Source organism: Streptomyces sp. NPDC085937, from assembly GCF_044540535.1.
Lineage (GTDB): Bacteria > Actinomycetota > Actinomycetes > Streptomycetales > Streptomycetaceae > Streptomyces.
The window spans coordinates 293,832-314,937 of the sequence record NZ_JBITSH010000006.1 but is presented as its reverse complement, the minus strand read 5'-3'; the positions used below and the strand labels follow the sequence as shown (position 1 = coordinate 314,937).

The following is a 21,106-nucleotide window of genomic DNA, read 5'->3' as shown; positions in this document are numbered from 1 at the left end:
ACGCCGCGAAACAGGTGTGGCGGAGGAGGTTGACGATGGCCATTTCCATCTCTGTGGTGCTGCTGCTCTCGGTCCTGGCGGTGATCTTCCTGCGCAACGGCGGGCTGAAGATCTCCCACGCCCTGGTGTGCCTGCTGTTGGGGTTCTACCTGGCCAGCACCAGCATCGCGCCCACGATCCACAGCGGCCTCACGGCGACCGCCGACATCGTCGGCAGCCTGAGCCCGTGAGACCGGCCGGGCGCGCCGCTTCGTAAGGGGAAGTTGCTCGCGTGACGGCGACCGCGCCGGGCGGGTGGCGGTGGCAAGGGCTGCGGGCGGTGGCAGGTCAACTGCGGCGCCGTCGTAGCCGTTCGCGCAGTTCCCCGCGCCCCTGAGCACGCGGCCCGACCGTCACCCCAGGGGCGCGAGGAACTGCGCGACCAGCCCACACCGGGCCGCGGTTGGCGTGGGGGGTGCGGTCCCCGTCACCCTTCAGGGGCGCGGGGAACTGCGCGACCGGCCCCCACCGGGCCGCAGGTGGCTTGGAGAAGCGGCCCGACCGTCGGCCTTAAGGGGCGCGGGGAACTGCGCGACCAGCCCCCACCGGGCCGCAGGTGACTTGGAGAAGCGGCCCGACCGTCGGCCTTAAGGGGCGCGGGGAACTGCGCGAACCGCCCCCACCGCGCCGCAGTGGCGCTCGCTCCTGGGGCGGCCGGCCCCCGGCCGGTCCCGGCCCCCGGCCGGTCCCGGCCCCCGGCCGGTCCCGGCCCCCGGCCGGTCCCGGCCTCGGGTGAGTTGGATGAGAACGGCGACGCTCAGGCGTGACCACCCGTCACGCCTGCGGTCAGACCTGTTCCGCCACCACCACAGGGTCGTCCAGAACACCCCGCACGACGGAGTGCGCGGCGCCCAGCAGGGGGCCCTGGGGCCCCAGCGCGGACACCGACACCGTGCAGGCCGGTCCCGCGGTGCGCCGGCCCAGCTCGGAGCGCAGGGACGGCAGCAGCCAGGGCGACAGCCCGGACAACGCGCCGCCCAGCACCACGCTCTCGGGGTCCAGCAGATTGGCCGCCCCCGTCAGGGCGATGCCGAGCGCCGTGCCCGCGTCGTGCAGGGCACGCCGTACGGCGGCGTCGCCCTGTTCGGCGCGGCCCGCGAGCAGGCCCACCCGGTCCTCGCCGGGCTCGAGTCCGGCCGCCCGCAGCACCGCCTCCTCACCGGCGTACTGCTCCAGGCAACCCCGGCCGCCGCACGCGCAGGCGGGACCCTCGGGCCACACCGGCACATGGCCGAGCTCGCCCGCGAAACCCCGGTTGCCGTGCAGCACCCGGCCGTCCACGACGACCGCCGCACCGATACCGATCTCGGCCGAGACGTGCAGGAAGTCGCGCGGGGTGTCCTCGCCCAGCCACAGTTCGGCCAGCGCTCCGAAGTTGGCCTCGTTGGCCACGGTGAGCGGAAGCTTCGCGGGGAGCAGCGCGCCGAGGTCCGTGTCGAGCCACCCGAGGTTCGGCGCGCGGACGACGGTCCGGGCGTCGCGGGCCACCAGGCCGGGGACGGCGACCGCGAGTCCGGCCGGCCACAGTCCCTCGCCCTCCGCCTCGGCCACCACCCGGTGGATCAGCTCGGTGAGTTCCGCGAGCACGGGCTCGGGGGAGCGGTCCCGGTTCGCCACGTGCCGCACCGCCCGGGCGCGGACCTCTCCGCGCAGATCGACCGCGCACACCGCGAGGTGGTCGACGCCGATTTCGGCGCCGATACCGGCGGGGCCCCGCCCGCTCACCGCCAGGGCCGACCCGGGACGGCCCACGCGTCCGGGCCGCTCGGGGCCCAGCTCCTCCAGCAAGCCGGTGCGGATGAGTTCGTCGACCAGTGTGGACACCGCGGCGCGGGTCAAACCGATGCGGGAGGCGACGGCGGCCCGGGACAGCGGCCCCTCGGCGCGGACGGTGTGCATCACCCGCGAGAGGTTGCGGCGGCGCATGCCCTGCTGGGTGTCGGGCAGGTCACGCCCCTGACCTGCGGGACGGGCCTTGTGCAGCGGTGCGCTCATTCCTCCGTCATTCCTCGGTTCTGGGGCGCCCGCGCCCGGCGGACGTCCACGGCGGCCGGCGCGGGGCCGCCGTGGGGCGGTCGCCGGTGGAGCGGATCCGGCCGCCCGTGGCGGCCGGTGGCGCGTCAGCCGTTGTCCGTGCCGCGCTCCAGCAGCGGGGCCGCGTCGGAGAGTACCCCGGCCAGCCGGGACAGGGTCTCCTCGTCCCGCTCCACCGCGTCCAGCACCGGACCGGCCGCCGTGTTCCAGCGGCGGGCGACCGCGGCCGGGTCCTCCCCGGTGAGCAGTCCGGCCGCCTGGGCCGCCGCGCCCAGCGCGACCAGTTCCTTGGCCTCCGGCACCTGCACGGGACGCCCGGACAGCCGCCGTACGGTCTGCTGCCAGGCCGTGCCGCGGGCGCCGCCGCCGATCAGCAGAAGCGGGGCCGAGGGGTCGGCGTCCTGGTCGAGGACGAGGTCGAGGGCGGCCAGCAGGGAGTACACGGCGCCGTCGTAGGCGGCCTGGAGCAGCTGGCCGCCGGTGGTGTCGTGCCGCAGGCCGTGCAACAGGCCCGAGGAGTGGGGGAGGTTGGGGGTGCGCTCGCCGTCCAGGAAGGGCAGCAGCGTGACACCGCGGCCCGGCTCGACGGCCTCGCGGTCCAGGCCGAGCAGGGCGGCGACCCGGTCCACGGCGAGCGTGCAGTTGAGGGTGCAGGCCAGCGGCAGCCAGTCGCCGCGCGCGTCGGCGAAGCCCGCCACCGTGCCGGTCGGATCGGTGGGCCGGTGCTCCGACACCGCGTAGACGGTGCCCGAGGTGCCGAGGCTCATCACCGGTGTGCCGGGACGCACGCCGAGGCCCAGCGCGGCGGCGGCGTTGTCGCCCGTGCCGCACGCCACCAGCGTGCCCTTGGAGAACGGCAGGTCGTGTCCGTCGCGCACGGTGCCGGCCACCTCGCCCGGCCGCACCACACGCGGCAGCAGCGCCGGGTCGAGCCCCACGTGCGCCAGGATCTCCTCGTCGTACGCCTCCGAGGCGGACGCCCACCAGCCGGTGCCCGAGACGTCACCGCGGTCGGTGGTGCCCTGCCCGGTGAGCCGCTCGGTCAGGTAGTCGTGGGGCAGGCGCACCGCCCTCGTGGCGCGCACCGCGTCCGGCTCGTGCTCCGCCAGCCAGGCCCACTTGGTGACCGTGAAGGACGCGGTGGGCAGGCTGCCGGTGCGCTCGGCCCATGCCTTGGCGCCGCCCAGCTCCTCCACCAGCCGGCTCGCCTGGGGGGCCGACCGGACGTCGTTCCACAGCAGCGCCGGGCGGACCGGCTCGCCGTGCTCGTCCAGGGTGACCAGGCCGTGCTGCTGGCCGCCGATCGACACGGCCGCGGCCTCGTGCGCGGCCTCGCCGCACTGCCGCAGCGCCTCGGTCAGGGCGTCCCACCACTGACGCGGATCGCTCTCACGTCCCGCGCCCGACGTCACCGTGTGCGGCGCCTGGCCGCTCGCGACGACCCTGCCGGTCGTCACGTCGACGACCAGGGCCTTGGTGGACTGGGTGGATGTGTCCACGCCGACGACGAGCGGACCCTCGGCTGCTGACATCGGTCTCTCCCTCTTCCGCGCCCCGGCGGGGTGTGTCTCTTCCCAGAAATGCTCCTGCATACTAATTTGTAAACCGCCATGACGAAATAGTCTCAGCGAGCAAGGAGCCGCGGCATGAGCTACCAGCCCACCCCCGAGGACAAGTTCACCTTCGGCCTGTGGACCGTCGGCTGGCAGGGACGGGACCCCTTCGGCGACGCCACCCGCGGCGCCCTCGACCCGGCCGAGTCCGTCCGCCGCCTCGCCGAGCTCGGCGCCCACGGCGTGACCTTCCACGACGACGACCTCATCCCCTTCGGCGCGAGCGACAGCGAGCGCGCCGAGCACATCAAGCGCTTCCGCCAGGCGCTGGACGAGACCGGCATGAAGGTCCCGATGGCGACCACCAACCTGTTCACCCACCCGGTGTTCAAGGACGGCGGCTTCACCGCCAACGACCGTGACGTGCGCCGTTACGCGCTGCGCAAGACCATCCGCAACATCGATCTCGCGGCCGAGCTCGGCGCGCAGACCTACGTCGCCTGGGGTGGCCGTGAGGGCGCCGAGTCCGGTGCCGCCAAGGACGTCCGGGTCGCCCTCGACCGGATGAAGGAGGCCTTCGACCTCCTCGGCGAGTACGTCACCTCCCAGGGCTACGACCTCCGCTTCGCCATCGAGCCCAAGCCGAACGAGCCCCGCGGCGACATCCTCCTCCCGACCATCGGCCACGCCCTCGCCTTCATCGAGCGCCTCGAGCGCCCGGAGCTGTACGGCGTGAACCCGGAGGTGGGCCACGAGCAGATGGCCGGCCTGAACTTCCCGCACGGCATCGCACAGGCCCTGTGGGCGGGCAAGCTGTTCCACATCGACCTCAACGGCCAGTCCGGCATCAAGTACGACCAGGACCTCCGCTTCGGCGCGGGCGATCTGCGTGCCGCGTTCTGGCTGGTGGACCTGCTGGAGACGGCCGGGTACGAGGGCCCGCGTCACTTCGACTTCAAGCCGCCGCGGACCGAGGACTTCGACGGCGTGTGGGCCTCGGCGGCCGGCTGCATGCGCAACTACCTGATCCTCAAGGAGCGCGCGGCCGCCTTCCGCGCCGACCCGGAGGTCCAGGAGGCGCTGCGCGCGGCCCGTCTGGACGAGCTCGCCCAGCCGACCGCCGGCGACGGCCTCCAGGCGCTGCTCGACGACCGGTCCGCCTTCGAGGACTTCGACCCCGAGGCCGCCGCCGCCCGCGGCATGGCCTTCGAGCGCCTCGACCAGCTGGCGATGGACCACCTGCTGGGCGCGCGGGGCTGAAGCTCCGGCGGCCGGGATGCACCCGTTCGGGGCGGGTCCGGCTGACTGTCACAGCGCCGCGCTTCCGTGCCGTCAGGCACGGGGGTGCGGCGCTGTTGTGCGCGGGGAAAGGTGGGCGCGGGGGCAGGTGTACGGCCCGGCCGAGGCGGACGCGGCACGGGTGCACCACCACGCGTGCTCACTCGCCCCCGCATCCGGTTCGTTTGCGCGGGGCGCGCCCCCGGCGCGGGGAGTGTGGCGTTCCGGGGACGCGTGCCACGACTGGCGGGCGGTATCCCCGCCGTCTCCTCGCGCAAGGCCGGGGCCACGGCGACCATGGTGTGCATGGCCACGCCTCCCGTACCGCCCCAGAAGCCGCCCGGTCCGCCGGACGACGCACCACCGCCTCCCGGTGACGGCTTCGGCCCGCCCTCCCACGGCGAAGGGCCGGCGTCCGGCCCGCCCGACGACCACGACGGCGGCCCGGGACGCGGCCCCGGCCGGCGCCGGCTCCTGATCGTGCTGCTCGCCGTGATCGTGGCGGCCCTGATCGTCTCCATCGTCGTGCTCACGACGTCGGACGACGACGGGCCGGACCGGGAGCCCTCCGAGACCGCCACGGACACCGGTTTCCCCTCGCTGGACCTCCCGTCGGAGTTCCCGACCGGGCTGCTGCCCTCGGGTTTCCCCACGGAGCTGCCCTCGGACTTCCCTTCGGGTTTCCCCTCCGGGTTCCCCACGGAGCTGCCTTCCGGATTCCCGAGCGACCTGCCCTTCGACCTGCCGAGCGGCCTCGCGTCACTGCTGCCGGCCCTGGGTGCGGAACCGCCCTGACGTTCCGCCGTGTCCTGTGGGTACCCGCGTGGTGTGAGGTGGGTCACCATGGAGACGCCGGAATCCCCGCTTCAGGCGGAGACCCTGCGGAGACCTTAGGGGGCGCATCTCAGGGACGTCTCAGGGTGGCGGTCCGGAACCGCCGCCGGCGCGGGCCCGTTTTCAGGTCAGAGAGCGGCAGTGGCCGCGAAGGAGGCGACGCACATGTCGAAGAACGCCAAGATCGCCGCGGGGGGTGTGGCGGCCGGGCTCATCCTGCTGATCTGGCTGCCCTGGTGGGCCGCGCTTCTGATCATCCTAGGAGTCCCGGCGGCCGCCTACCTCGCCCTGGACCCCTCGCAGCGGCAGCGGCTGCGGAGGAACACGCGCAAGGAGCTGGGCCGCTGAGACGCGGCACCGCGTACTGACGTACGCCTGTCGGCGGGAGCGGGGGACAGCAGGCGCCGCGTCCGCTCGGGCCGGAGCGGACGACGGCCCGACTGGACGGTCAGAGCGGCCGTACGGCCATCTGGTCCAGTGCCTCCAGGAGACCCGGCAACTCCGGGCCCCTGCCCACCGGCAGGACCTCGCCGGGCTCGTCGTCGAGCAGGACGAAGGCGATGTCGTCCGTCCTCGCGACCAGCGACCAGCCCGGTCCGTCGGCGCGCAGGGTGCGCGCACCGCCCGGCGCGAAGGAGGAGCGGACCCGGCCCAGCGGCGGCGGCGAGTCGACGTAGGCGCGCGCCTCGGACAGCACGCGGCGGACACCGCTGTGCCCGCCCGCTGTCGCCGAAGCCTCGCCGTCCTCACCGTTCCCGGCGCCGTCCCCGGAACCGTCGCCGGCCTCGGAGGCCGTACCCGGCGTCGGGAACGCCGAGTCGTCGACCTGCTCCCGCCATGTCGCCCACTGCAGCGCGATCTCGTCCGCGCCCAGCCGCCGCTGGGCCGGGCCCCAGACCTCTCCGTCGGGCGGCGTCAGCGGGGGCATGTCCGCCATGTCCGGGCCGGGATCGTGCGGCGCGGGCACGTTCGGTGCGGCCACGGCCACCGCGAGGGGCCAGCCGGGCAGCGCGGCGACGACACTGCGCTCGTCCGGCGACAGGTCGTGCTCCATGCCGCAGTCCCAGGAGGCGATCGCCACGGCGACCAGCGAGACGTCGTCGACGACCACGGTCCACCGGGCGCCTGCCCCGTCCTGGCCGAGTACCAGTCCGTATCCGTCGGCCACCGGCGGAAGACCGAGCGCCGCGCAGGCCTCCGGATAGTCGTCGCCCAGCACGCTCGGGAACTTCGCGGGCGTCAGCAGCGCCGCCGTGAGCACGTAAAGCGCGTCGTCGGCGGCGGCGACGGCTTCCTCGTCCGTCCCGGCCATCCCAGCCTCCCCATCGGTTCGTCCATCGGCGCGCACCCTATGCCGACCCTCATGTCCTTGTCACGACCCCGCAGTCCTGCCCGGAGCTGCAGGTTTCCGGCCGGAGGGGGCGAATCGACCACACCCGGCACCCCGTTGCCGGGGCCGCGCCGCACCTCCACGGAAGCGCCGGCGCCACCCGGCGGGGGCAAGCCACCACCCGGCGGGGGCAAGCCCTCACCCGGCGGGGACGGGCACGCTCAGTCCGCGTGCACCGCCAGCGCCAGGAACCGGGTGTCCTCGTCGACGTAGGAGGTCATGCGCCAGCCCGCCTCCGACAGCAGTGCGCGCAGGTTCGGTTCGGCGCGCAGGTCGTCCGGCGTGAGCTCGCGGCCCTGGCGCGCGGCGAGTGCGGCCCGGCCGATCGGATGGAACAGGGCCAGCACCCCGCCGGGGCGCACCACCCGCGCGATCTCCCGCAGGTTCGCGGCCGGGCGCGGCAGATGCGCGATCAGCCCCGCCGCGAACACGGCGTCCAGGGAGGACGGGCGCAACGGGAGCGCCGCGACGTCCGTCAGCAGCAGCGCGCCGTCCGCGTCCCGCCCGGCGCGCGCCGCCTCCCGCAGCATCGCCGGGGTCAGATCGGCGCCCAGCACCACCCCGGACGGGCCCACGGCCGCGCGCAGGGCGGGCAGCGCCCGTCCCGTGCCGCAGCCCGCGTCCAGGACCCGGCCGCCCTCACGCAGCCCGAGCTCGGCGACCGCGGCGGCGTAGGCCGGACCGTCGTCGGGAAACCTGCGGTCCCAGCCGGCGGCGCGGGCGGTGAAGAACTCCTGCACGTGTGTGTGGTCGTCGCTCATGCCCCGCATGATCCCTCACCGGAACCGGCGACACCTTGTGCGCACGTTCGACCGTGATGCGGTCGTACCCCGGCACCGGTGCGTCATTTTTGCGCCGCTTTCGAAACGCGCCCCCTCCGCGCTCCCACGCCCCCTAGCGTCCCCGGGTCATGGGACATCTGGACCACGCCACCCTGGGGTGGCTCACCCCCGTGCTGTCGTACGCGATGGCCTGCGTCGGTGCCGCCCTCGGACTGCGCTGCACCGTCCGCGCGCTCGCCGCCACCGGCCGCGTGCGGCGCAACTGGCTCCTCACCGCCGCCTCGGCGATCGGCACCGGCATCTGGACCATGCACTTCACGGCCATGCTCGGCTTCGGCGTGAGCGGCACCGACATCCGCTACGACGTGCCGCTCACGCTCCTGAGTCTGGTGGTCGCCATGCTGTTCGTCTGCGCCGGTGTGTTCGCCGTCGGACACCACCCCGGCCGGGTCAGGGCCCTGCTCCTCGGGGGGCTCACCACCGGACTCGGCGTCGCCGGCATGCACTACCTGGGCATGGCCGCCGTGCGGCTGCACGGCGAGGTCGGCTACGACCCCGCGCGGGTCGCCCTGTCCGTCCTCATCGCCGTCGTCGCCGCCACGGCCGCGCTCTGGGCGGCGCTCGCCATCCGCTCCCCGGCCGCGGTCACCGTCGCCTCCCTGATCATGGGCGCCGCCGTCAGCAGCATGCACTACACGGGGATGTTCGCCGTCAGCGTGCGGGTGACGCCCTCCGGTGACCCGCTGCCCGGCGCCGGCGCGATGTCGTTCGTGTTCCCGCTCGCGGTCGGCCTCGGGGCCTATCTCTTCATCACCTCCGCCTTCGTGGCGCTGTCCCCGGCGGCCGGGGAACGCCATCCCCCCGCCTCAGCCCCGCGACCGGTCGAGCACACCGCCCCCTGACCGTGCCCCCGCGGCGCCCGCCACCCGTCCGGCCCGCCCTTCCGAGCGAGGAGTCCATGCGCACACCCCGGAGGACCCCGACCGCCCGTACCGAGGCGCCGCCCCCGCCTCCCGTACGCGGCCGGCGCGCGCACGCCGGACCACCGGCCGACGAAAGCCCGCTGTCCTCGGCGGAACCGGAACCGGAACCGGGCTCGGCGGGCGTGGCGTCCGGGCGCGGGCCGAGCGGCCCCCGGACCGTCCGGGCCAAGATCATCTGCCTGCTGATGGTGCCGGTCGTCTCCCTGCTCGCCCTGTGGGGGTACGCCACCGTGACCACCGCCCAGGACGTCTCCCGGCTGCGGCAGGTGCAGCGCGCCGACGACGCCGTCCGCACCCCGGTCGCCGCCGCCGTCGCCGCCCTCCAGGCGGAGCGGGCCGCCGCCGTCCGCCGCTCCTCCGACACGGCCGCCATCGGCGACACGGAGCTCACCCGCCTCGCCCGGAGCACCGACCGGGCCGTGGCCGCCCTGCGGCTCGGCGGGGACCGTACCGTCGCCGACGGCCAGGCGCTGCCCCGCGCCGTGGCCGACCGGCTCGGCACCTTCGTCACCGCCGCCGAGCGCCTGCGCCCCCTGCGCGCGGCGGTGCGTGAAGGACGCGCGGGATGGGCGCAGACGTACGACCGCTACACCGGCACCATCGCCGCCGCCTTCGCCGTGGACGGTGCCCTCACCGGTATTCAGGACGCCGAACTCGGCTCCGACGCGCGCGTACTGCTCGAGTTCTCCCGGGCGGAGGAGGCCCTCGCACAGGAGGACGCGATCCTGGCCGCGGCCCGCCTGCACGGCAGCCTCGCCGGGGAACGGCTGCGGCTGTTCACCGGCGCCGTGGAACTGCGCCGTACGCTCACCGCCTCCGCCGTGCCCGACCTGCCCCGAGCGGCCGGCACCACGTGGAACGCGCTCGCCGAGGGCCGTTCCTACGCCGTCCTCTACACGGCCGAGGACAAGATCCTCGCCGCCGGCCCGGGAGCGCGGGCGGCCGAGGCCGTACCGGAGAGCACCTGGGACGGCGCGCACGCGGGAGTGCGGAAGGACATGCGGACGGTCGGGCGGCAGGCGGGGACGTCGGTCGCCGACCGCGCCGACCCCGTCGAGCGCGGGCTGATCGGACCGGCCGGCGCCGCCGTGCTCTTCGGCCTCCTCGCCGCCGCGGCCTCCCTGGTCATCTCGGTCCGCATCGGACGCGGCCTGGTCGTCGAACTGGTCGGCCTGCGCGACGACGCCCTGGACATCGCCCACCGCAAACTCCCCGAGGCGATGCGCACGCTGCGCTCCGGCGGCGAGGTCGACATCCACGCCGAGGCACCGCCCGGACCGCCCGCGCAGGACGAGACCGGACAGGTCGCCGAGGCCCTCGGCACCGTGCACCGCGCCGCCCTGCGGGCCGCCGTGGAGCGCGCCGAACTGGCCGGCGGCATCAGCGGCGTCTTCGTCAACCTCGCCCGTCGAAGCCAGGTCCTGGTGCACCGTCAGCTGAGCCTGCTGGACGGCATGGAACGCCGCTCCGAGGACCCCGGCGAGCTGAGCGACCTCTTCCGCCTCGACCACCTCACCACCCGGATGCGGCGCCACGCGGAGAGTCTGATCATCCTGTCGGGCGCTGCCCCCGGCCGCGCGTGGCGCAAGCCCGTGCCGCTGACCGACGTGGTGCGCGCGGCCGTCTCCGAGGTCGAGGACTACGCGCGCGTGGAGGTGCGGCAGTTCGCCGAGACGTTCGTCACCGGCGCGGCCGTCGCCGACCTCACCCATCTCCTCGCCGAGATCATCGAGAACGCGGCCCAGTTCTCGCCGCCCCACACCCGGGTGCGCGTCTCCGGCGAACCCGTCGGCACCGGCTACGCCGTCGAGGTCGAGGACCGGGGCCTCGGCATGGGCAAGGACGCCCTCGCCGAGGCCAACCGCCGCATCGCCGAGTCCGAGGCGCTCGACCTGTTCGACAGCGACCGGCTCGGCCTCTTCGTGGTCAGCAGACTCGCCGCGCGGCACGAGATCAAGGTGCACCTGAGGACGTCGCCCTACGGCGGTACGACAGCGGTCGTCCTGCTCCCCACCGCGCTGCTCGACGACCGGGCCGCGCAGGAACGTCCCGGCACACCGGCCGCGGCACCCCGCGAGGACCACCCGGACCCGCGGGTGCCCGACGGCGTCCCGCAGCGCCGGGCCGTTCCCGCCCCGGCCGTTCCCGCCCCGGCCGTTCCCGCCCCTGCCGTCCCCGCACCCGACGGCCGGAGGGCCCTGGTGGCCCCCGTCGCCGACCCGTCCGACCACGCAGCCCTCCGCCGGCCCGGCACCCACCCGCGCCCGGCGGACGACGGCACCGCCACCCACCGTCCTCCGGGAGCCGCCACCTTGCGCCTGCACCGCCCCGAGGAGCCGGCCGGCTCCGACGACCTGCCCCGCCGCGTGCGCCAGGCCAGCCTGGCCCCCCAGCTCCGGGACGGCCGCCCCGAGCAACCTCCGCCCGCACGGCACGACGGCCCCGACGACCGCACCCCCGAACGCGTACGGGACCGCATGACGGCCTACCGCGACGGCTGGACCCGCGGGGGCGGCCGGCCGCCCGGCACCGCCCGCGGCACGGCGCGGCCCAGCAGCGAAGGAGACCCCGCATGATCCAGGAACCCCGCGCCGGCGCCGGCCGGCGCTCCGGCGAACTCGACTGGCTGCTCGACGACCTGGTGCTCCGCGTCGGCGACGTGCGCCATGCCGTGGTGCTGTCCGGCGACGGACTCGCCATGGGCGCCTCCCACGGCCTCGGACGCGAGGACGCCGAGCACCTCGCCGCGGTCGCCTCCGGCTTCCACAGCCTCGCCAAGGGGGCGGGCCGGCACTTCGGCGCGGGCGGCGTGCGCCAGACCATGGTCGAGATGGACGACGGCTTCCTGTTCGTGGCCGCCGCGGGGGAGGGGTCCTGCCTCGCGGTGCTGACGTCCGTGAGCGCCGACATCGGCCTGGTGGCCTACGAGATGGCACGACTGGTCAGGCGCGTGGGCGAGCACCTGGACACCGCCCCGCGCGTCGGCGCACGGCCGCCGGCCGCGGGATGAGACGAGGAAGCGGTCCGAGCAGATGACGGAGGACACGACGGGCGCCGCGCAGGGGCCGGAGCCCCATGCGGCCGCCCTGCCTGAACCGGGGCCCCATGCGGCCGCCCTGCCTGAACCGGGCAGCTGGACGGGCATCCGGCACGAGCCGGACAGTCGTGCGGGCGCCCTGCACGAGCGGGGCTGGTCGGGCACGCCGCGTGAGACGGGCGGCCTGGCGGGGGCCCCGCGCGAACCGGGCTGGGCGGCGGCCCCGCGTGGGCCGGGCAGCCACGCGGGCGCGTCGCACGAGCCGGTGTCCCATGCGGTCGACCCACGCGGACCGGGCAGTTATGCGGACGCCCCGCCTGAGTCGGGCAGCCGGACGGGTATCGCGTGGGATCCGGGCGGCCAGGCGGGCGCCCCGCGTGAGCCGGGCCGGGCGGGGACCCCGCGTGAGCCGGGCGGTCACGCGGGCGTGTCGCAGCCGGTGTCCCGCGCGGACGCCCCACGTGAGCCGGGCAGTCAGTGGTACGACCACGAGGCCGGTCCGCTGGTCCGGCCCTACGCCGTGACCGGGGGGCGCACCGAACCCGGCCCCTCAGGCGTGCGCTTCGACCTGATCGCCCTCGTCACCTTGGATCCGGCCGCGCCTGCCGCCGGTGACCCGGCGCTCGGCCCGGAGCACCGCGCCCTGATCGACCTGTGCCGCCCCGAGACGCAGTCCGTCGCCGAACTCGCGGCCGGCGCCGACCTGCCCGTCGGCGTGGTCCGGGTCCTCCTCGGCGACCTGCTCGAACGCGGCCGGATCACCGTCAGCCGGCCCGTACCCCCCGCACACCTGCCCGACGAGCGGGTGCTCCGCGAGGTCATCGCGGGGCTGCGGGCGCTGTAGCCGAGCACCCCTCGTCACCACCGGAGCCACGTCCCGGCCCGCCCGGGCCCGCGGCCACTCCCCGTCCCCGGCGCCCCGTGGCCGGCCCTCACGAGAGAAGCGAACGATGGTCCCTGAACACCCCGACGCCCCCGCCGGCGAGACGACCGCGCTGGCGCTGAAGATCCTGGTCGCCGGCGGATTCGGCGTGGGGAAGACCACGCTGGTGGGCGCGGTCAGCGAGATCCGGCCGCTGCGCACCGAGGAACTGCTCAGCGAGGCCGGGCGGACGGTGGACGACACCGAGGGCGTCGACCGCAAGGTCACCACGACCGTCGCCATGGACTTCGGCCGCATCACCATCCGCTCCGGGCTGTCCCTGTACCTCTTCGGCACCCCCGGCCAGGACCGGTTCTGGTTCCTGTGGGACGAACTGGCGCAGGGCGCCCTGGGCGCGGTGGTCCTCGCCGACACCCGCCGCCTGGAGGACTGCTTCCCCGCGGTGGACTACTTCGAGCACCGGAAGATCCCCTTCGTGGTCGCCGTCAACTGCTTCGCGGGCGCCCGGCAGCACGACGCGGGTGACGTGTGCCGCGCGCTCGACCTCGACGGGGGGACACCCGTGGTGCTGTGCGACGCCCGCGAGCGCGACTCCGGCAAGGAGGTGCTGATCCGGCTCGTCGAGTACGCGGGGCGCATGCACACCGCCCGGCTGCTGGACTCGGTGGGGTGACGGCTCGGCCGGCGCGACGGGTCGACGGCGGGGCCGGCCGGCGCTGTCAGTCCGCCACGCCCTTCTCCGCCAGGACCTTGTCGACCGACACCCGGACCAGAAGCTCACCGGGCACGCCGTTGCGGGCCCCGAACTCCTCGGCGCGCTCCTCACCCATGTACCGCGCGCCGATCCGGGCGGCCCAGTGCCGCAGCTCCCCGGGGTCCTCCGACAGCAGCGCCCGGCCCTCCAGCACCACGTAGGCGAAGGGCGGCCGGTCGTCGTCGACGCAGAGCGCGATCCGCCCGTCCCGGGCCAGGTTGCGCCCCTTCACGGTCCGCGCGCCGGTGTTGAACACCACGTCGTTCCCGTCGAGCACGAACCAGATCGGCGCCAGGTGCGGGCGGCCGTCGGCCCGGACGGTGGCCAGTTTGGCGGTGCGGGTCCCCGACGAGACGAACTCCCGCCACTCTTCCTCGGTCATCTTCTGTCCCATGGCTCTCATCTTCCTTGCCCGGGGCCCGGTCGTGGGGAAGGCTGGCGCAGGGACCCTCCCGACGGAGGCCACCACACGGGGCACACACGGGGACAACAGGGGGAGACACACGACATGGGCCAGAACCAGGGACTCGACTGGCTGCTGGACGACCTGACCCGACGCGTCGAACACGTACGGCACGCGCTGATCCTGTCCAACGACGGGCTGGTGACGGGGGCGAGCACCGGGCTGCGCCGCGAGGACGCCGAGCACCTGGCCGCGGTGTCGTCCGGACTCCACAGCCTCGCCAAGGGGTCGGGGCGGCACTTCGGGGCGGGCGGGGTGCGCCAGACGATGATCGAGTTCGACGACGCGGTGCTCTTCGTCACCGCCGCGGGCAGCGGCAGTTGCCTGTGCGTGCTCAGCGGCGCGGAGGCGGACATCGGGCACATCGCCTACGAGATGACGCTGCTCGTCAACCGGGTCGGCGAGAACCTGGACGTCGGCACCCGGCGACCGGAACCGGGGGCAGGGCTCTGACCTGCGCCTTCGTCGTCGCGACGGAGGTTATCCACAGGCTCACCACGCTGAGTGACGAAACGGATACGGTCTTTCCCGTGGCAGGCGGGCGCAACCGGCGCCGGCCGCCCGCACTCACGGGGAGACGCGCATGTCCCGACAGCAGACGGCTGCCACGCCGCGACCGGTCACGGCACTCGGCGCGGTACGTGGCACGGCAACCGAGCCCGTTACGGCGGAGGGCGCCTGGGTCACGACGGGGCGCGCCGCCCGTGAACTCGGCCTGCGGCGCACCGAGTTCGACCTCGCCGTGCGACTCGGCCGCATCCGCACGGCGCCCGGGCGGGACGCCGGGGAGCGGAGGGTCACCCACGCGGAGATCGAACGGCTCCGCGCCGGACCGGGCTTCCCGAAGTCCCTCCGCCGCAGTGTGCACGCCGTGGGGACGGCGGAGGGCGCGGACCTCCTCGACGTACCGAAGTCGCGGTTCACCCGTCTGGCGCGGCTCGGGCTGCTGGTGCCCGTGACGTTCTACCTGAACCGCTATCGCGCCGTCGTCTGGCTCTATCTCGCCGACGAGCTGCGGCTGTTCGGCGACGACGACAAGAACACGCCCCTGCTCACCGGGCGAACGCCCGAGGGCCTGCGCGGTCTGCTGGACTCCGGGATCGACCTGCGCCCGCGCAACTGGCGCAGCCGGCACCTGGGCTTCCTGCTCCGCGAGTCCGACGACCCCTGGGCCCGCGCCGGGGCCGTGGCGTCCTTCCTCGGCCCGCTTCGGGTGACGGAGGTGGTGAAGGACCCCTACGACCGTTCCTACCTCAACGGGTTCCGCCGACGGCCGCCCGGGGGTGGCAGCCCCGACTCACCGGCGGCGCTGCTGAGAGAGCACCTCATGACGGCCCAGGACGCGGACGAGATCGACTGGCTGCGGGCCGACCTGGCCCGGCTGACGGACGAGGCACGCGCGCATCGCCCGGCACCCCGGCCGGGCCCTGTCCGGCCCACGTCCCACCGCCCCGCAGCCGCCCACCACTCCGCAGCCGCCCACCACCCCCTACCGGCCCACCGCACGGCACGGGTCACCGCCCCGGCCACGGCCCCGGTACGGCACGAGGCCCCCGCCGGGCAGGCAGCTCCGGCGCGCCAGAAGTCCTCAACCGGCCCCGGGCGGGGGAGATGCCGCGGCCTGCTCGGCCGCTGGCGCCGGCGGACAGGCCTGACCCGCGGAGTGCGGTGAACCACGGTCCGCCGCATCCCGTGACTCAGAGCGCCCGGAACAAACCCTCCTGGACGACGGACACCAGCATCCGCCCCTCCCGGTCGTAGATCCGGCCGCGGGCCAGCCCGCGGCCACCCGTGGCGATCGGTGACTCCTGGTCGTACAGGAACCACTCGTCCGCACGGAACGGCCGGTGGAACCACATCGCGTGGTCCAGCGACGCCATGTCGAACCCGCGCGGACCCCACAGCGGCTCCACCGGGATCCGCACCGCGTCCAGCAGCGTCATGTCGCTGGCGTAGGTCAGCGCGCAGGTGTGCACCAGCGGGTCGTCCCCGAGCGGGCCGACCGCGCGCATCCACACCGCGCTGCGCGGCTCCGCGCCCTCGACCTCGTCGGGCTTCCAGCGCAGCCGGTCGACGTAGCGGATGTCGAACGGCTGACGGCGCGCCATCCGCTCCAACTGCTCCGGCAGCGCGCCCAGGTGCTCACGGATCTCGTCCGCGACCGTCGGCAGCGACTCGGGGTCCGGCACCTCGCGGGCCGGCGGCAACTGGTGCTCGAAGCTCCCCTGTTCAGGCTTGTGGAAGGAGGCGGTCAGATTGAAGATGGTGCGGCCCTGCTGCACGGCGGTGACCCGGCGGGTGGTGAACGACCTGCCGTCCCGCACACGCTCCACCTGGTACACGATCGGCACCCCGGGCCGGCCCGGGCGCAGGAAGTACGCGTGCAGCGAGTGCACCGGACGGTCGCCGTCGGTGGTACGGCCGGCGGCGACCAGCGCCTGGCCGGCCACCTGCCCGCCGAACACCCGCTGCAGGGACTCCTGCGGGCTGCGGCCGCGGAAGATGTCGACCTCGATCTGCTCCAGGTCGAGCAGGGCGACGAGGCTCTCGGCGGGATTCGTCATGGGCGCGCTTCTCCTCTGCTCACAACTGGCCGACGGCGGTGACCCGGACGACGGCCCGGCCCTCCGCGTCGGAGGCGGTCAGGTCGACCTCGGCGCTGATGCCCCAGTCGTGGTCGCCGTTCGGGTCGTCGAAGATCTGGCGGACCCGCCACAACCCGTTCTCCGGCTGCTCCTCGATGATCAGCAGCTTCGGACCGCGGGCGTCGGGGCCGGTGCCGAGCTCCTCGTACTCGTCCCAGTACGTGTCCATCGCCTCGCCCCACGCGTCGGCGTCCCAGCCCGCCTCGGCGTCCATCGCGCCCAGTTCCTCCACCTGGTCGAGCGCGGCCAGCTCCACGCGGCGGAACAGGGCGTTGCGGACCAGCACCCGGAAAGCACGCGCGTTGGCGGTGACCGGCTTGACCTGGTCGGCCTTCTCCTGCGCCTCCTCGGCGGTCATCACCTCCGGGTTGGCCAGCTGCTCCCACTCGTCCAGCAGGCTGGAGTCGACCTGACGCACCGTCTCGCCGAGCCAGGCGATCAGGTCCTCCAGGTCCTCCGACTTCAGGTCGTCGGGGATGGTGTGCTCCAGTGCCTTGTAGGCGCTGGCGAGGTAGCGCAGCACGATGCCCTCGGTCCGGGCCAGCTCGTAGTGCGACACCAGCTCCGTGAAGGACAGGGCCCGCTCGTACATGTCCCGGACGACGGACTTCGGCGACAGCGGGTGGTCGCCGACCCACGGGTGACTCTTGCGGTACGTGTTGTAGGCGTGGAAGAGCAGTTCCTCCAGCGGCTTGGGGTAGGTGATGTCCTGGAGCCGCTCCATGCGCTCCTCGTACTCCACCCCGTCGGCCTTCATCGCGGCGACCGCCTCGCCGCGCGCCTTGTTCTGCTGGGCGGCGAGGATCTGGCGCGGGTCGTCCAGCGTGGACTCCACCACGGACACCATGTCCAGCGCGTACGACGGCGACTCGGGGTCCAGCAGCTCGAACGCGGCGAGCGCGAACGTCGACAGCGGCTGGTTCAGCGCGAAGTCCTGCTGCAGGTCGACGGTGAGGCGGACGATGCGTCCCTCCGCGTCCGGCCGGTCCAGCTTCTCGACGATGCCGCCGTCCAGCAGCGAGCGGTAGATGGCGATCGCCCGCCGGATGTGGCGCAGCTGCTGCTTGCGCGGCTCGTGGTTGTCCTCCAGCAGCCGGCGCATCGCCTCGAAGGCGTTGCCGGGACGGGCGATCACCGACAGCAGCATCGTGTGGGTGACGCGGAAGCGGGAGGTCAGCGGCTCCGGTTCGGACCCGATGAGCTTCTCGAAGGTCTGCTCGCTCCAGGCGACGAATCCCTCGGGCGCTTTCTTGCGGACGACCTTGCGGCGCTTCTTCGGGTCGTCGCCCGCCTTCGCCAGCGCCTTCTCGTTCTCGACGACGTGCTCGGGTGCCTGGGCCACCACGAAGCCCTCGGTGTCGAAACCGGCCCGCCCGGCGCGCCCCGCGATCTGGTGGAACTCCCGCGCCCGCAGCGTGCGCACGCGGGTGCCGTCGTACTTGGTGAGCGCGGTGAACAGCACCGTGCGGATGGGCACGTTGACGCCCACACCGAGGGTGTCGGTGCCGCAGATGACCTTCAGCAGACCCGCCTGCGCCAACTTCTCCACCAGGCGCCGGTACTTGGGCAGCATGCCGGCGTGGTGCACCCCGATGCCGTGCCGCACGTACCGGGAGAGGTTGCGGCCGAACTTGGTGGTGAAGCGGAAGTTGCCGATCAGGTCGGCGATCCGGTCCTTCTCCTCCCGCGTGCACATGTTGATGCTCATGAGCGCCTGCGCCCGCTCCACAGCCTGCGCCTGCGTGAAGTGCACGATGTACACCGGCGCCTGCCGGGCCTCGAGCAGATCGGTCAGCGTCTCGGTGAGCGGCGTGTAGCGGTACTCGTAGGACAGCGGCACGGGGCGTGTCGCCGAGCGCACCACGGCGGTGGGACGGCCGGTGCGCCGGGTGAGGTCCTTCTCGAAGAAGGAGACGTCGCCGAGCGTCGCCGACATCAGCACGAACTGCGCCTGCGGCAGCTCCAGCAGCGGGATCTGCCAGGCCCAGCCGCGGTCCCCCTCGGCGTAGAAGTGGAACTCGTCCATCACGACCTGGCCGACGTCGGCGTCCTTGCCGTCGCGCAGCGCGATCGAGGCGAGCACCTCGGCGGTGCAGCAGATCACCGGGGCGTCGGCGTTGACGGACGCGTCACCGGTGAGCATGCCGACGTTCTCGGTGCCGAAGATCTTGCAGAGTTCGAAGAACTTCTCCGACACCAGCGCCTTGATGGGGGCGGTGTAGAAGGTGACCTCGTCCCGCGCCAGCGCGGCGAAGTGGGCCGCCGCGGCGATCATGCTCTTGCCGGAGCCGGTGGGCGTCGAGACGATGACGTTCGCCCCCGACACGACCTCGATCAGCGCCTCCTCCTGGTGCGGATAGAGGGTGAGACCGCGTTCCTGCGCCCACGACTCGAAGGCTTCGTACAGGGCGTCGGGGTCGGCGGTCGGCGGCAGCTGATCGATGAGGGTCACCACCCCATCTTGCCTGCCCGCACACCCGATGCGGGAATCGGCTGTCGGCTCGAAGATCACTACCGCTACGCTGTGTCGCCGGCGCGGCGTCGACGCACCCGGTCAACCGGGCGGCGGCACAAGAGGAATGGGGCGGGCACAGGCGATGATGGGACCAGCACACTCACTGTCGGGCGCCGCCGCCTGGCTCGGGGTCGGCGCGGCGACGGCCGCGGCCGGACACCCCATGCCCTGGCCGGTCCTGCTGGCCGGTGCGCTGATCTGTGCCGGTGCGGCGCTCGCCCCGGACCTGGACCACAAGGCGGCCACCATCTCGCGGTCCTTCGGACCCGTGTCCCGCTGGCTGTGCGAGATCGTCGACAAACTCTCCTACGCCGTCTACAAGGCGACGAAGAAGAAGGGCGACCCCCGTCGCACGGGCGGCCACCGCACGCTGACCCACACCTGGCTGTGGGCGGTCCTCATCGGTGCCGGCACCTCGGCCCTGGCGATCACCGGCGGCCGCTGGGCCGTCCTGGCCATCCTCTTCGTGCACATGGTGCTGGCGATCGAGGGGCTGCTGTGGCGGGCGACGCGCGGCTCCAGCAGCGACGTCCTGGTGTGGCTGCTGGCGGCGACCAGCGCGTGGATCATCGCCGGCATCCTCGACGAACCGGGCCAGGGTGCGAGCTGGCTGTTCACCGAGCCGGGGCAGGAGTACCTGTGGCTCGGCCTGCCGATCGTCCTGGGGGCGCTGGTGCACGACATCGGGGACGCGCTGACCGTCTCCGGCTGCCCGATCCTGTGGCCCATACCGGTGGGCCGCAAGCGCTGGTACCCGATCGGCCCGCCGAAGGGAATGAGGTTCCGGGCCGGCAGCTGGGTGGAGCTGAAGGTCCTGATGCCGGTGTTCATGGTGCTCGGCGGAGTGGGCTGCGCGGCGGCGCTCAACGTGATCTGAACGGACCGGCGCGGGCGCGCTCAGCCGGAGCTTTCACCGCCGTACCGGCGCTCGAAGCGGGCGACGCGGCCCTCGGTGTCCACGGTCCTGGCCTTGCCCGTGTAGAACGGGTGGCTCTCCGAGGAGATCTCCACGTCCACCACAGGGTAGGTCTCGCCGTCGTCCCACTCGATGGTCTGCTCGCTGGTCGCGGTGGACCGGGTGAGGAAGGCGTATCCGGCGGCCCGGTCGCGGAAGACGACCGGACGGTAGTCGGGGTGCTTGTCCTTCTGCATGGGTGCTCCTCGGGCGGCTGGGGCCCTCGTTCGTGGCGGGGCGCGGCCGGGTCAGCCGGGCAGGGTGTCCTCGTCGACGACGTGCATGGCGGCCTCCTCGGCGGAGGAGGCGGCCCCGTCGATGCCGACGTCGCTGGCGACCAGCGCCTCCTCCTGGTCCTCGTGCACCCCTTCGTCGGGGGCGACGAGCCGGCCGGAGCGTGCCGCACCGACCTCGTTGTCCAGGAGTTCCCCGTCGGTGCCGGAGGAATCACCGAGGTCGTCGCCGTCCGCCGCCCGCAGGTCCGGCAGCTCCTCGGCCAGCCGCTGGTCCAGCGTCTCGCCGTCGTGCCGCTCGGCCGCGGTCACGCCGTAGTGCTCCACGGCCCAGGGCCGCTCCGGAGGGGACCAGCCCCGGTCGAGGGGATCGTCGACACCGTCGGTCTCCAACGTGTCCTCGGCGTCCAGCAGGCCGGCGTCGTCCTGGATCTCGGACGCGTCGGGCTGGTAGACGTCGTCTCCCCAACCGTCACCGCTGTTCACGGACACCTCCAGGGGGTGGGGCGGGCCCTCGCCCGCCGCGGCCCGTACCGGGCCGGGTCCACGGGCACCGCGGCCGTCCGTGCCCGGTACGCCGGGCGTCGGGCGCTCCCCGAACCGATGCCTGCTTCCAGCCTTCCACCGGATCTCCCCACCCCGCAACGCCACGCACCACCACGCCCCGCGCGCACCGGGCTCCGGACGGCATCGGACCGGCACCGCCCGCGTGGCGGTGCCGTCCGAAG

21 protein-coding genes are annotated in these 21,106 nt (G+C 74.1%); 12 read left to right on the top strand and 9 right to left on the bottom strand.

The annotated features are described in order from the left end of the window. Positions 1-35: 35 nt before the first annotated feature. Positions 36-230, top strand: a complete 195-nt coding sequence (locus tag ACIF8S_RS16095; RefSeq protein WP_024884948.1) for a hypothetical protein — start codon at positions 36-38, stop codon at positions 228-230. A 595-nt stretch (positions 231-825) separates the two neighbouring features. Here ACIF8S_RS16095 and ACIF8S_RS16090 read toward each other — a convergent pair. Continuing rightward, positions 826-2,034, bottom strand: a complete 1,209-nt coding sequence (locus tag ACIF8S_RS16090; protein WP_399999738.1) for an ROK family protein — start codon at positions 2,032-2,034, stop codon at positions 826-828. A gap of 125 nt (positions 2,035-2,159) precedes the next feature. Further along, positions 2,160-3,605, bottom strand: coding sequence for a xylulokinase (gene xylB, locus ACIF8S_RS16085; RefSeq protein WP_399999737.1), 1,446 nt, complete (start codon positions 3,603-3,605; stop codon positions 2,160-2,162). A gap of 114 nt (positions 3,606-3,719) precedes the next feature. Here xylB and xylA point away from each other — a divergent pair, with 114 nt between their 5' ends. The 3 genes from xylA to ACIF8S_RS16070 all read left to right on the top strand — a co-directional run bounded on the left by xylA (position 3,720) and on the right by ACIF8S_RS16070 (position 6,086). Continuing rightward, a complete protein-coding gene (xylA, locus tag ACIF8S_RS16080; protein ID WP_399999736.1) occupies positions 3,720-4,886 on the top strand; it encodes a xylose isomerase in 1,167 nt (388 codons plus the stop codon). 252 nt (positions 4,887-5,138) lie between these two features. After that, the gene (locus ACIF8S_RS16075) at positions 5,139-5,699 is read left to right on the top strand and encodes a hypothetical protein (RefSeq protein WP_399999735.1); all 561 of its coding nucleotides are present in this window, start codon (positions 5,139-5,141) and stop codon (positions 5,697-5,699) included. A gap of 204 nt (positions 5,700-5,903) precedes the next feature. Next, a complete protein-coding gene (locus ACIF8S_RS16070) occupies positions 5,904-6,086 on the top strand; it encodes a hypothetical protein (RefSeq protein WP_024884953.1) in 183 nt (60 codons plus the stop codon). A gap of 100 nt (positions 6,087-6,186) precedes the next feature. Here the strand turns inward: ACIF8S_RS16070 and ACIF8S_RS16065 are convergent, their stop codons facing one another. Continuing rightward, positions 6,187-7,050, bottom strand: coding sequence for a hypothetical protein (locus ACIF8S_RS16065; RefSeq protein WP_399999734.1), 864 nt, complete (start codon positions 7,048-7,050; stop codon positions 6,187-6,189). 239 nt (positions 7,051-7,289) lie between these two features. After that, the gene (locus tag ACIF8S_RS16060) at positions 7,290-7,889 is read right to left on the bottom strand and encodes a class I SAM-dependent methyltransferase (RefSeq protein ID WP_399999733.1); all 600 of its coding nucleotides are present in this window, start codon (positions 7,887-7,889) and stop codon (positions 7,290-7,292) included. A gap of 149 nt (positions 7,890-8,038) precedes the next feature. Between ACIF8S_RS16060 and ACIF8S_RS16055 the strand changes: the two genes are divergently transcribed. From ACIF8S_RS16055 to ACIF8S_RS16035, 5 genes are all read left to right on the top strand, one after another. Further along, the gene (locus tag ACIF8S_RS16055) at positions 8,039-8,812 is read left to right on the top strand and encodes an MHYT domain-containing protein (protein ID WP_399999732.1); all 774 of its coding nucleotides are present in this window, start codon (positions 8,039-8,041) and stop codon (positions 8,810-8,812) included. Between the two features lie 56 nt (positions 8,813-8,868). Next, positions 8,869-11,469: a nitrate- and nitrite sensing domain-containing protein gene (locus ACIF8S_RS16050; protein WP_399999731.1), complete on the top strand. Its 2,601-nt coding sequence runs from the start codon at positions 8,869-8,871 to the stop codon at positions 11,467-11,469. Continuing rightward, positions 11,466-11,903 (top strand): roadblock/LC7 domain-containing protein, encoded by a 438-nt coding sequence (locus ACIF8S_RS16045; protein WP_399999730.1) that lies wholly within the window; start codon positions 11,466-11,468, stop codon positions 11,901-11,903. The genes ACIF8S_RS16050 and ACIF8S_RS16045 overlap by 4 nt, the downstream gene beginning before the upstream one ends. Positions 11,904-12,369: 466 nt before the next feature. Next, entirely contained in the window at positions 12,370-12,774 is a 405-nt protein-coding gene (locus ACIF8S_RS16040; protein WP_399999822.1) for a DUF742 domain-containing protein, read from the top strand. A gap of 106 nt (positions 12,775-12,880) precedes the next feature. After that, positions 12,881-13,486 (top strand): GTP-binding protein, encoded by a 606-nt coding sequence (locus ACIF8S_RS16035; RefSeq protein ID WP_399999729.1) that lies wholly within the window; start codon positions 12,881-12,883, stop codon positions 13,484-13,486. 46 nt (positions 13,487-13,532) lie between these two features. On the opposite strand, the gene ACIF8S_RS16030 is transcribed toward ACIF8S_RS16035, so the two are convergent. Next, positions 13,533-13,961 carry a PPOX class F420-dependent oxidoreductase gene (locus ACIF8S_RS16030; protein ID WP_399999728.1) on the bottom strand — a complete coding sequence of 143 codons (429 nt, stop codon included), beginning with the start codon at positions 13,959-13,961 and terminating at the stop codon, positions 13,533-13,535. A gap of 114 nt (positions 13,962-14,075) precedes the next feature. On the opposite strand from ACIF8S_RS16030, the gene ACIF8S_RS16025 reads away from it, so the two are divergent. Continuing rightward, positions 14,076-14,483 (top strand): roadblock/LC7 domain-containing protein, encoded by a 408-nt coding sequence (locus ACIF8S_RS16025; protein WP_399999727.1) that lies wholly within the window; start codon positions 14,076-14,078, stop codon positions 14,481-14,483. Between the two features lie 130 nt (positions 14,484-14,613). Further along, the gene (locus tag ACIF8S_RS16020; protein WP_399999726.1) at positions 14,614-15,702 is read left to right on the top strand and encodes a DUF6397 family protein; all 1,089 of its coding nucleotides are present in this window, start codon (positions 14,614-14,616) and stop codon (positions 15,700-15,702) included. A gap of 25 nt (positions 15,703-15,727) precedes the next feature. On the opposite strand, the gene ACIF8S_RS16015 is transcribed toward ACIF8S_RS16020, so the two are convergent. Next, on the bottom strand, positions 15,728-16,594 hold the full coding sequence (locus tag ACIF8S_RS16015; protein ID WP_215210499.1) for an acyl-CoA thioesterase II: 867 nt from the start codon (positions 16,592-16,594) through the stop codon (positions 15,728-15,730). Between the two features lie 19 nt (positions 16,595-16,613). After that, the gene (locus ACIF8S_RS16010) at positions 16,614-19,127 is read right to left on the bottom strand and encodes a DEAD/DEAH box helicase (RefSeq protein ID WP_399999725.1); all 2,514 of its coding nucleotides are present in this window, start codon (positions 19,125-19,127) and stop codon (positions 16,614-16,616) included. A gap of 145 nt (positions 19,128-19,272) precedes the next feature. Here ACIF8S_RS16010 and ACIF8S_RS16005 point away from each other — a divergent pair, with 145 nt between their 5' ends. Continuing rightward, entirely contained in the window at positions 19,273-20,067 is a 795-nt protein-coding gene (locus ACIF8S_RS16005; RefSeq protein ID WP_349799588.1) for a metal-dependent hydrolase, read from the top strand. A 20-nt stretch (positions 20,068-20,087) separates the two neighbouring features. Here the strand turns inward: ACIF8S_RS16005 and ACIF8S_RS16000 are convergent, their stop codons facing one another. Together ACIF8S_RS16000 and ACIF8S_RS15995 are read right to left on the bottom strand one after the other, a co-directional pair. Beyond that, the gene (locus ACIF8S_RS16000; RefSeq protein ID WP_024884969.1) at positions 20,088-20,342 is read right to left on the bottom strand and encodes a type B 50S ribosomal protein L31; all 255 of its coding nucleotides are present in this window, start codon (positions 20,340-20,342) and stop codon (positions 20,088-20,090) included. 51 nt (positions 20,343-20,393) lie between these two features. After that, entirely contained in the window at positions 20,394-20,864 is a 471-nt protein-coding gene (locus ACIF8S_RS15995; RefSeq protein WP_399999724.1) for a DUF5709 domain-containing protein, read from the bottom strand. Positions 20,865-21,106: the final 242 nt, after the last annotated feature.

Bases quoted from the DNA above. Each gene is read 5' to 3' on its own strand.
- ACIF8S_RS16025 (WP_399999727.1), top strand. From the start codon at position 14,076: ATGGGCCAGAACCAGGGACTCGACTGGCTGCTGGACGACCTGACCCGA.
- ACIF8S_RS16050 (WP_399999731.1), top strand. From the start codon at position 8,869: ATGCGCACACCCCGGAGGACCCCGACCGCCCGTACCGAGGCGCCGCCC.
- ACIF8S_RS16060 (WP_399999733.1), bottom strand. From the start codon at position 7,889: ATGAGCGACGACCACACACACGTGCAGGAGTTCTTCACCGCCCGCGCC.
- ACIF8S_RS16015 (WP_215210499.1), bottom strand. From the start codon at position 16,594: ATGACGAATCCCGCCGAGAGCCTCGTCGCCCTGCTCGACCTGGAGCAG.
- ACIF8S_RS16020 (WP_399999726.1), top strand. From the start codon at position 14,614: ATGTCCCGACAGCAGACGGCTGCCACGCCGCGACCGGTCACGGCACTC.
- ACIF8S_RS16065 (WP_399999734.1), bottom strand. From the start codon at position 7,050: ATGGCCGGGACGGACGAGGAAGCCGTCGCCGCCGCCGACGACGCGCTT.
- ACIF8S_RS16030 (WP_399999728.1), bottom strand. From the start codon at position 13,961: ATGGGACAGAAGATGACCGAGGAAGAGTGGCGGGAGTTCGTCTCGTCG.
- xylB (WP_399999737.1), bottom strand. From the start codon at position 3,605: ATGTCAGCAGCCGAGGGTCCGCTCGTCGTCGGCGTGGACACATCCACC.
- ACIF8S_RS16090 (WP_399999738.1), bottom strand. From the start codon at position 2,034: ATGAGCGCACCGCTGCACAAGGCCCGTCCCGCAGGTCAGGGGCGTGAC.
- ACIF8S_RS16045 (WP_399999730.1), top strand. From the start codon at position 11,466: ATGATCCAGGAACCCCGCGCCGGCGCCGGCCGGCGCTCCGGCGAACTC.
- ACIF8S_RS16095 (WP_024884948.1), top strand. From the start codon at position 36: ATGGCCATTTCCATCTCTGTGGTGCTGCTGCTCTCGGTCCTGGCGGTG.
- xylA (WP_399999736.1), top strand. From the start codon at position 3,720: ATGAGCTACCAGCCCACCCCCGAGGACAAGTTCACCTTCGGCCTGTGG.
- ACIF8S_RS16000 (WP_024884969.1), bottom strand. From the start codon at position 20,342: ATGCAGAAGGACAAGCACCCCGACTACCGTCCGGTCGTCTTCCGCGAC.
- ACIF8S_RS16005 (WP_349799588.1), top strand. From the start codon at position 19,273: ATGATGGGACCAGCACACTCACTGTCGGGCGCCGCCGCCTGGCTCGGG.
- ACIF8S_RS16035 (WP_399999729.1), top strand. From the start codon at position 12,881: ATGGTCCCTGAACACCCCGACGCCCCCGCCGGCGAGACGACCGCGCTG.
- ACIF8S_RS16070 (WP_024884953.1), top strand. From the start codon at position 5,904: ATGTCGAAGAACGCCAAGATCGCCGCGGGGGGTGTGGCGGCCGGGCTC.
- ACIF8S_RS16055 (WP_399999732.1), top strand. From the start codon at position 8,039: ATGGGACATCTGGACCACGCCACCCTGGGGTGGCTCACCCCCGTGCTG.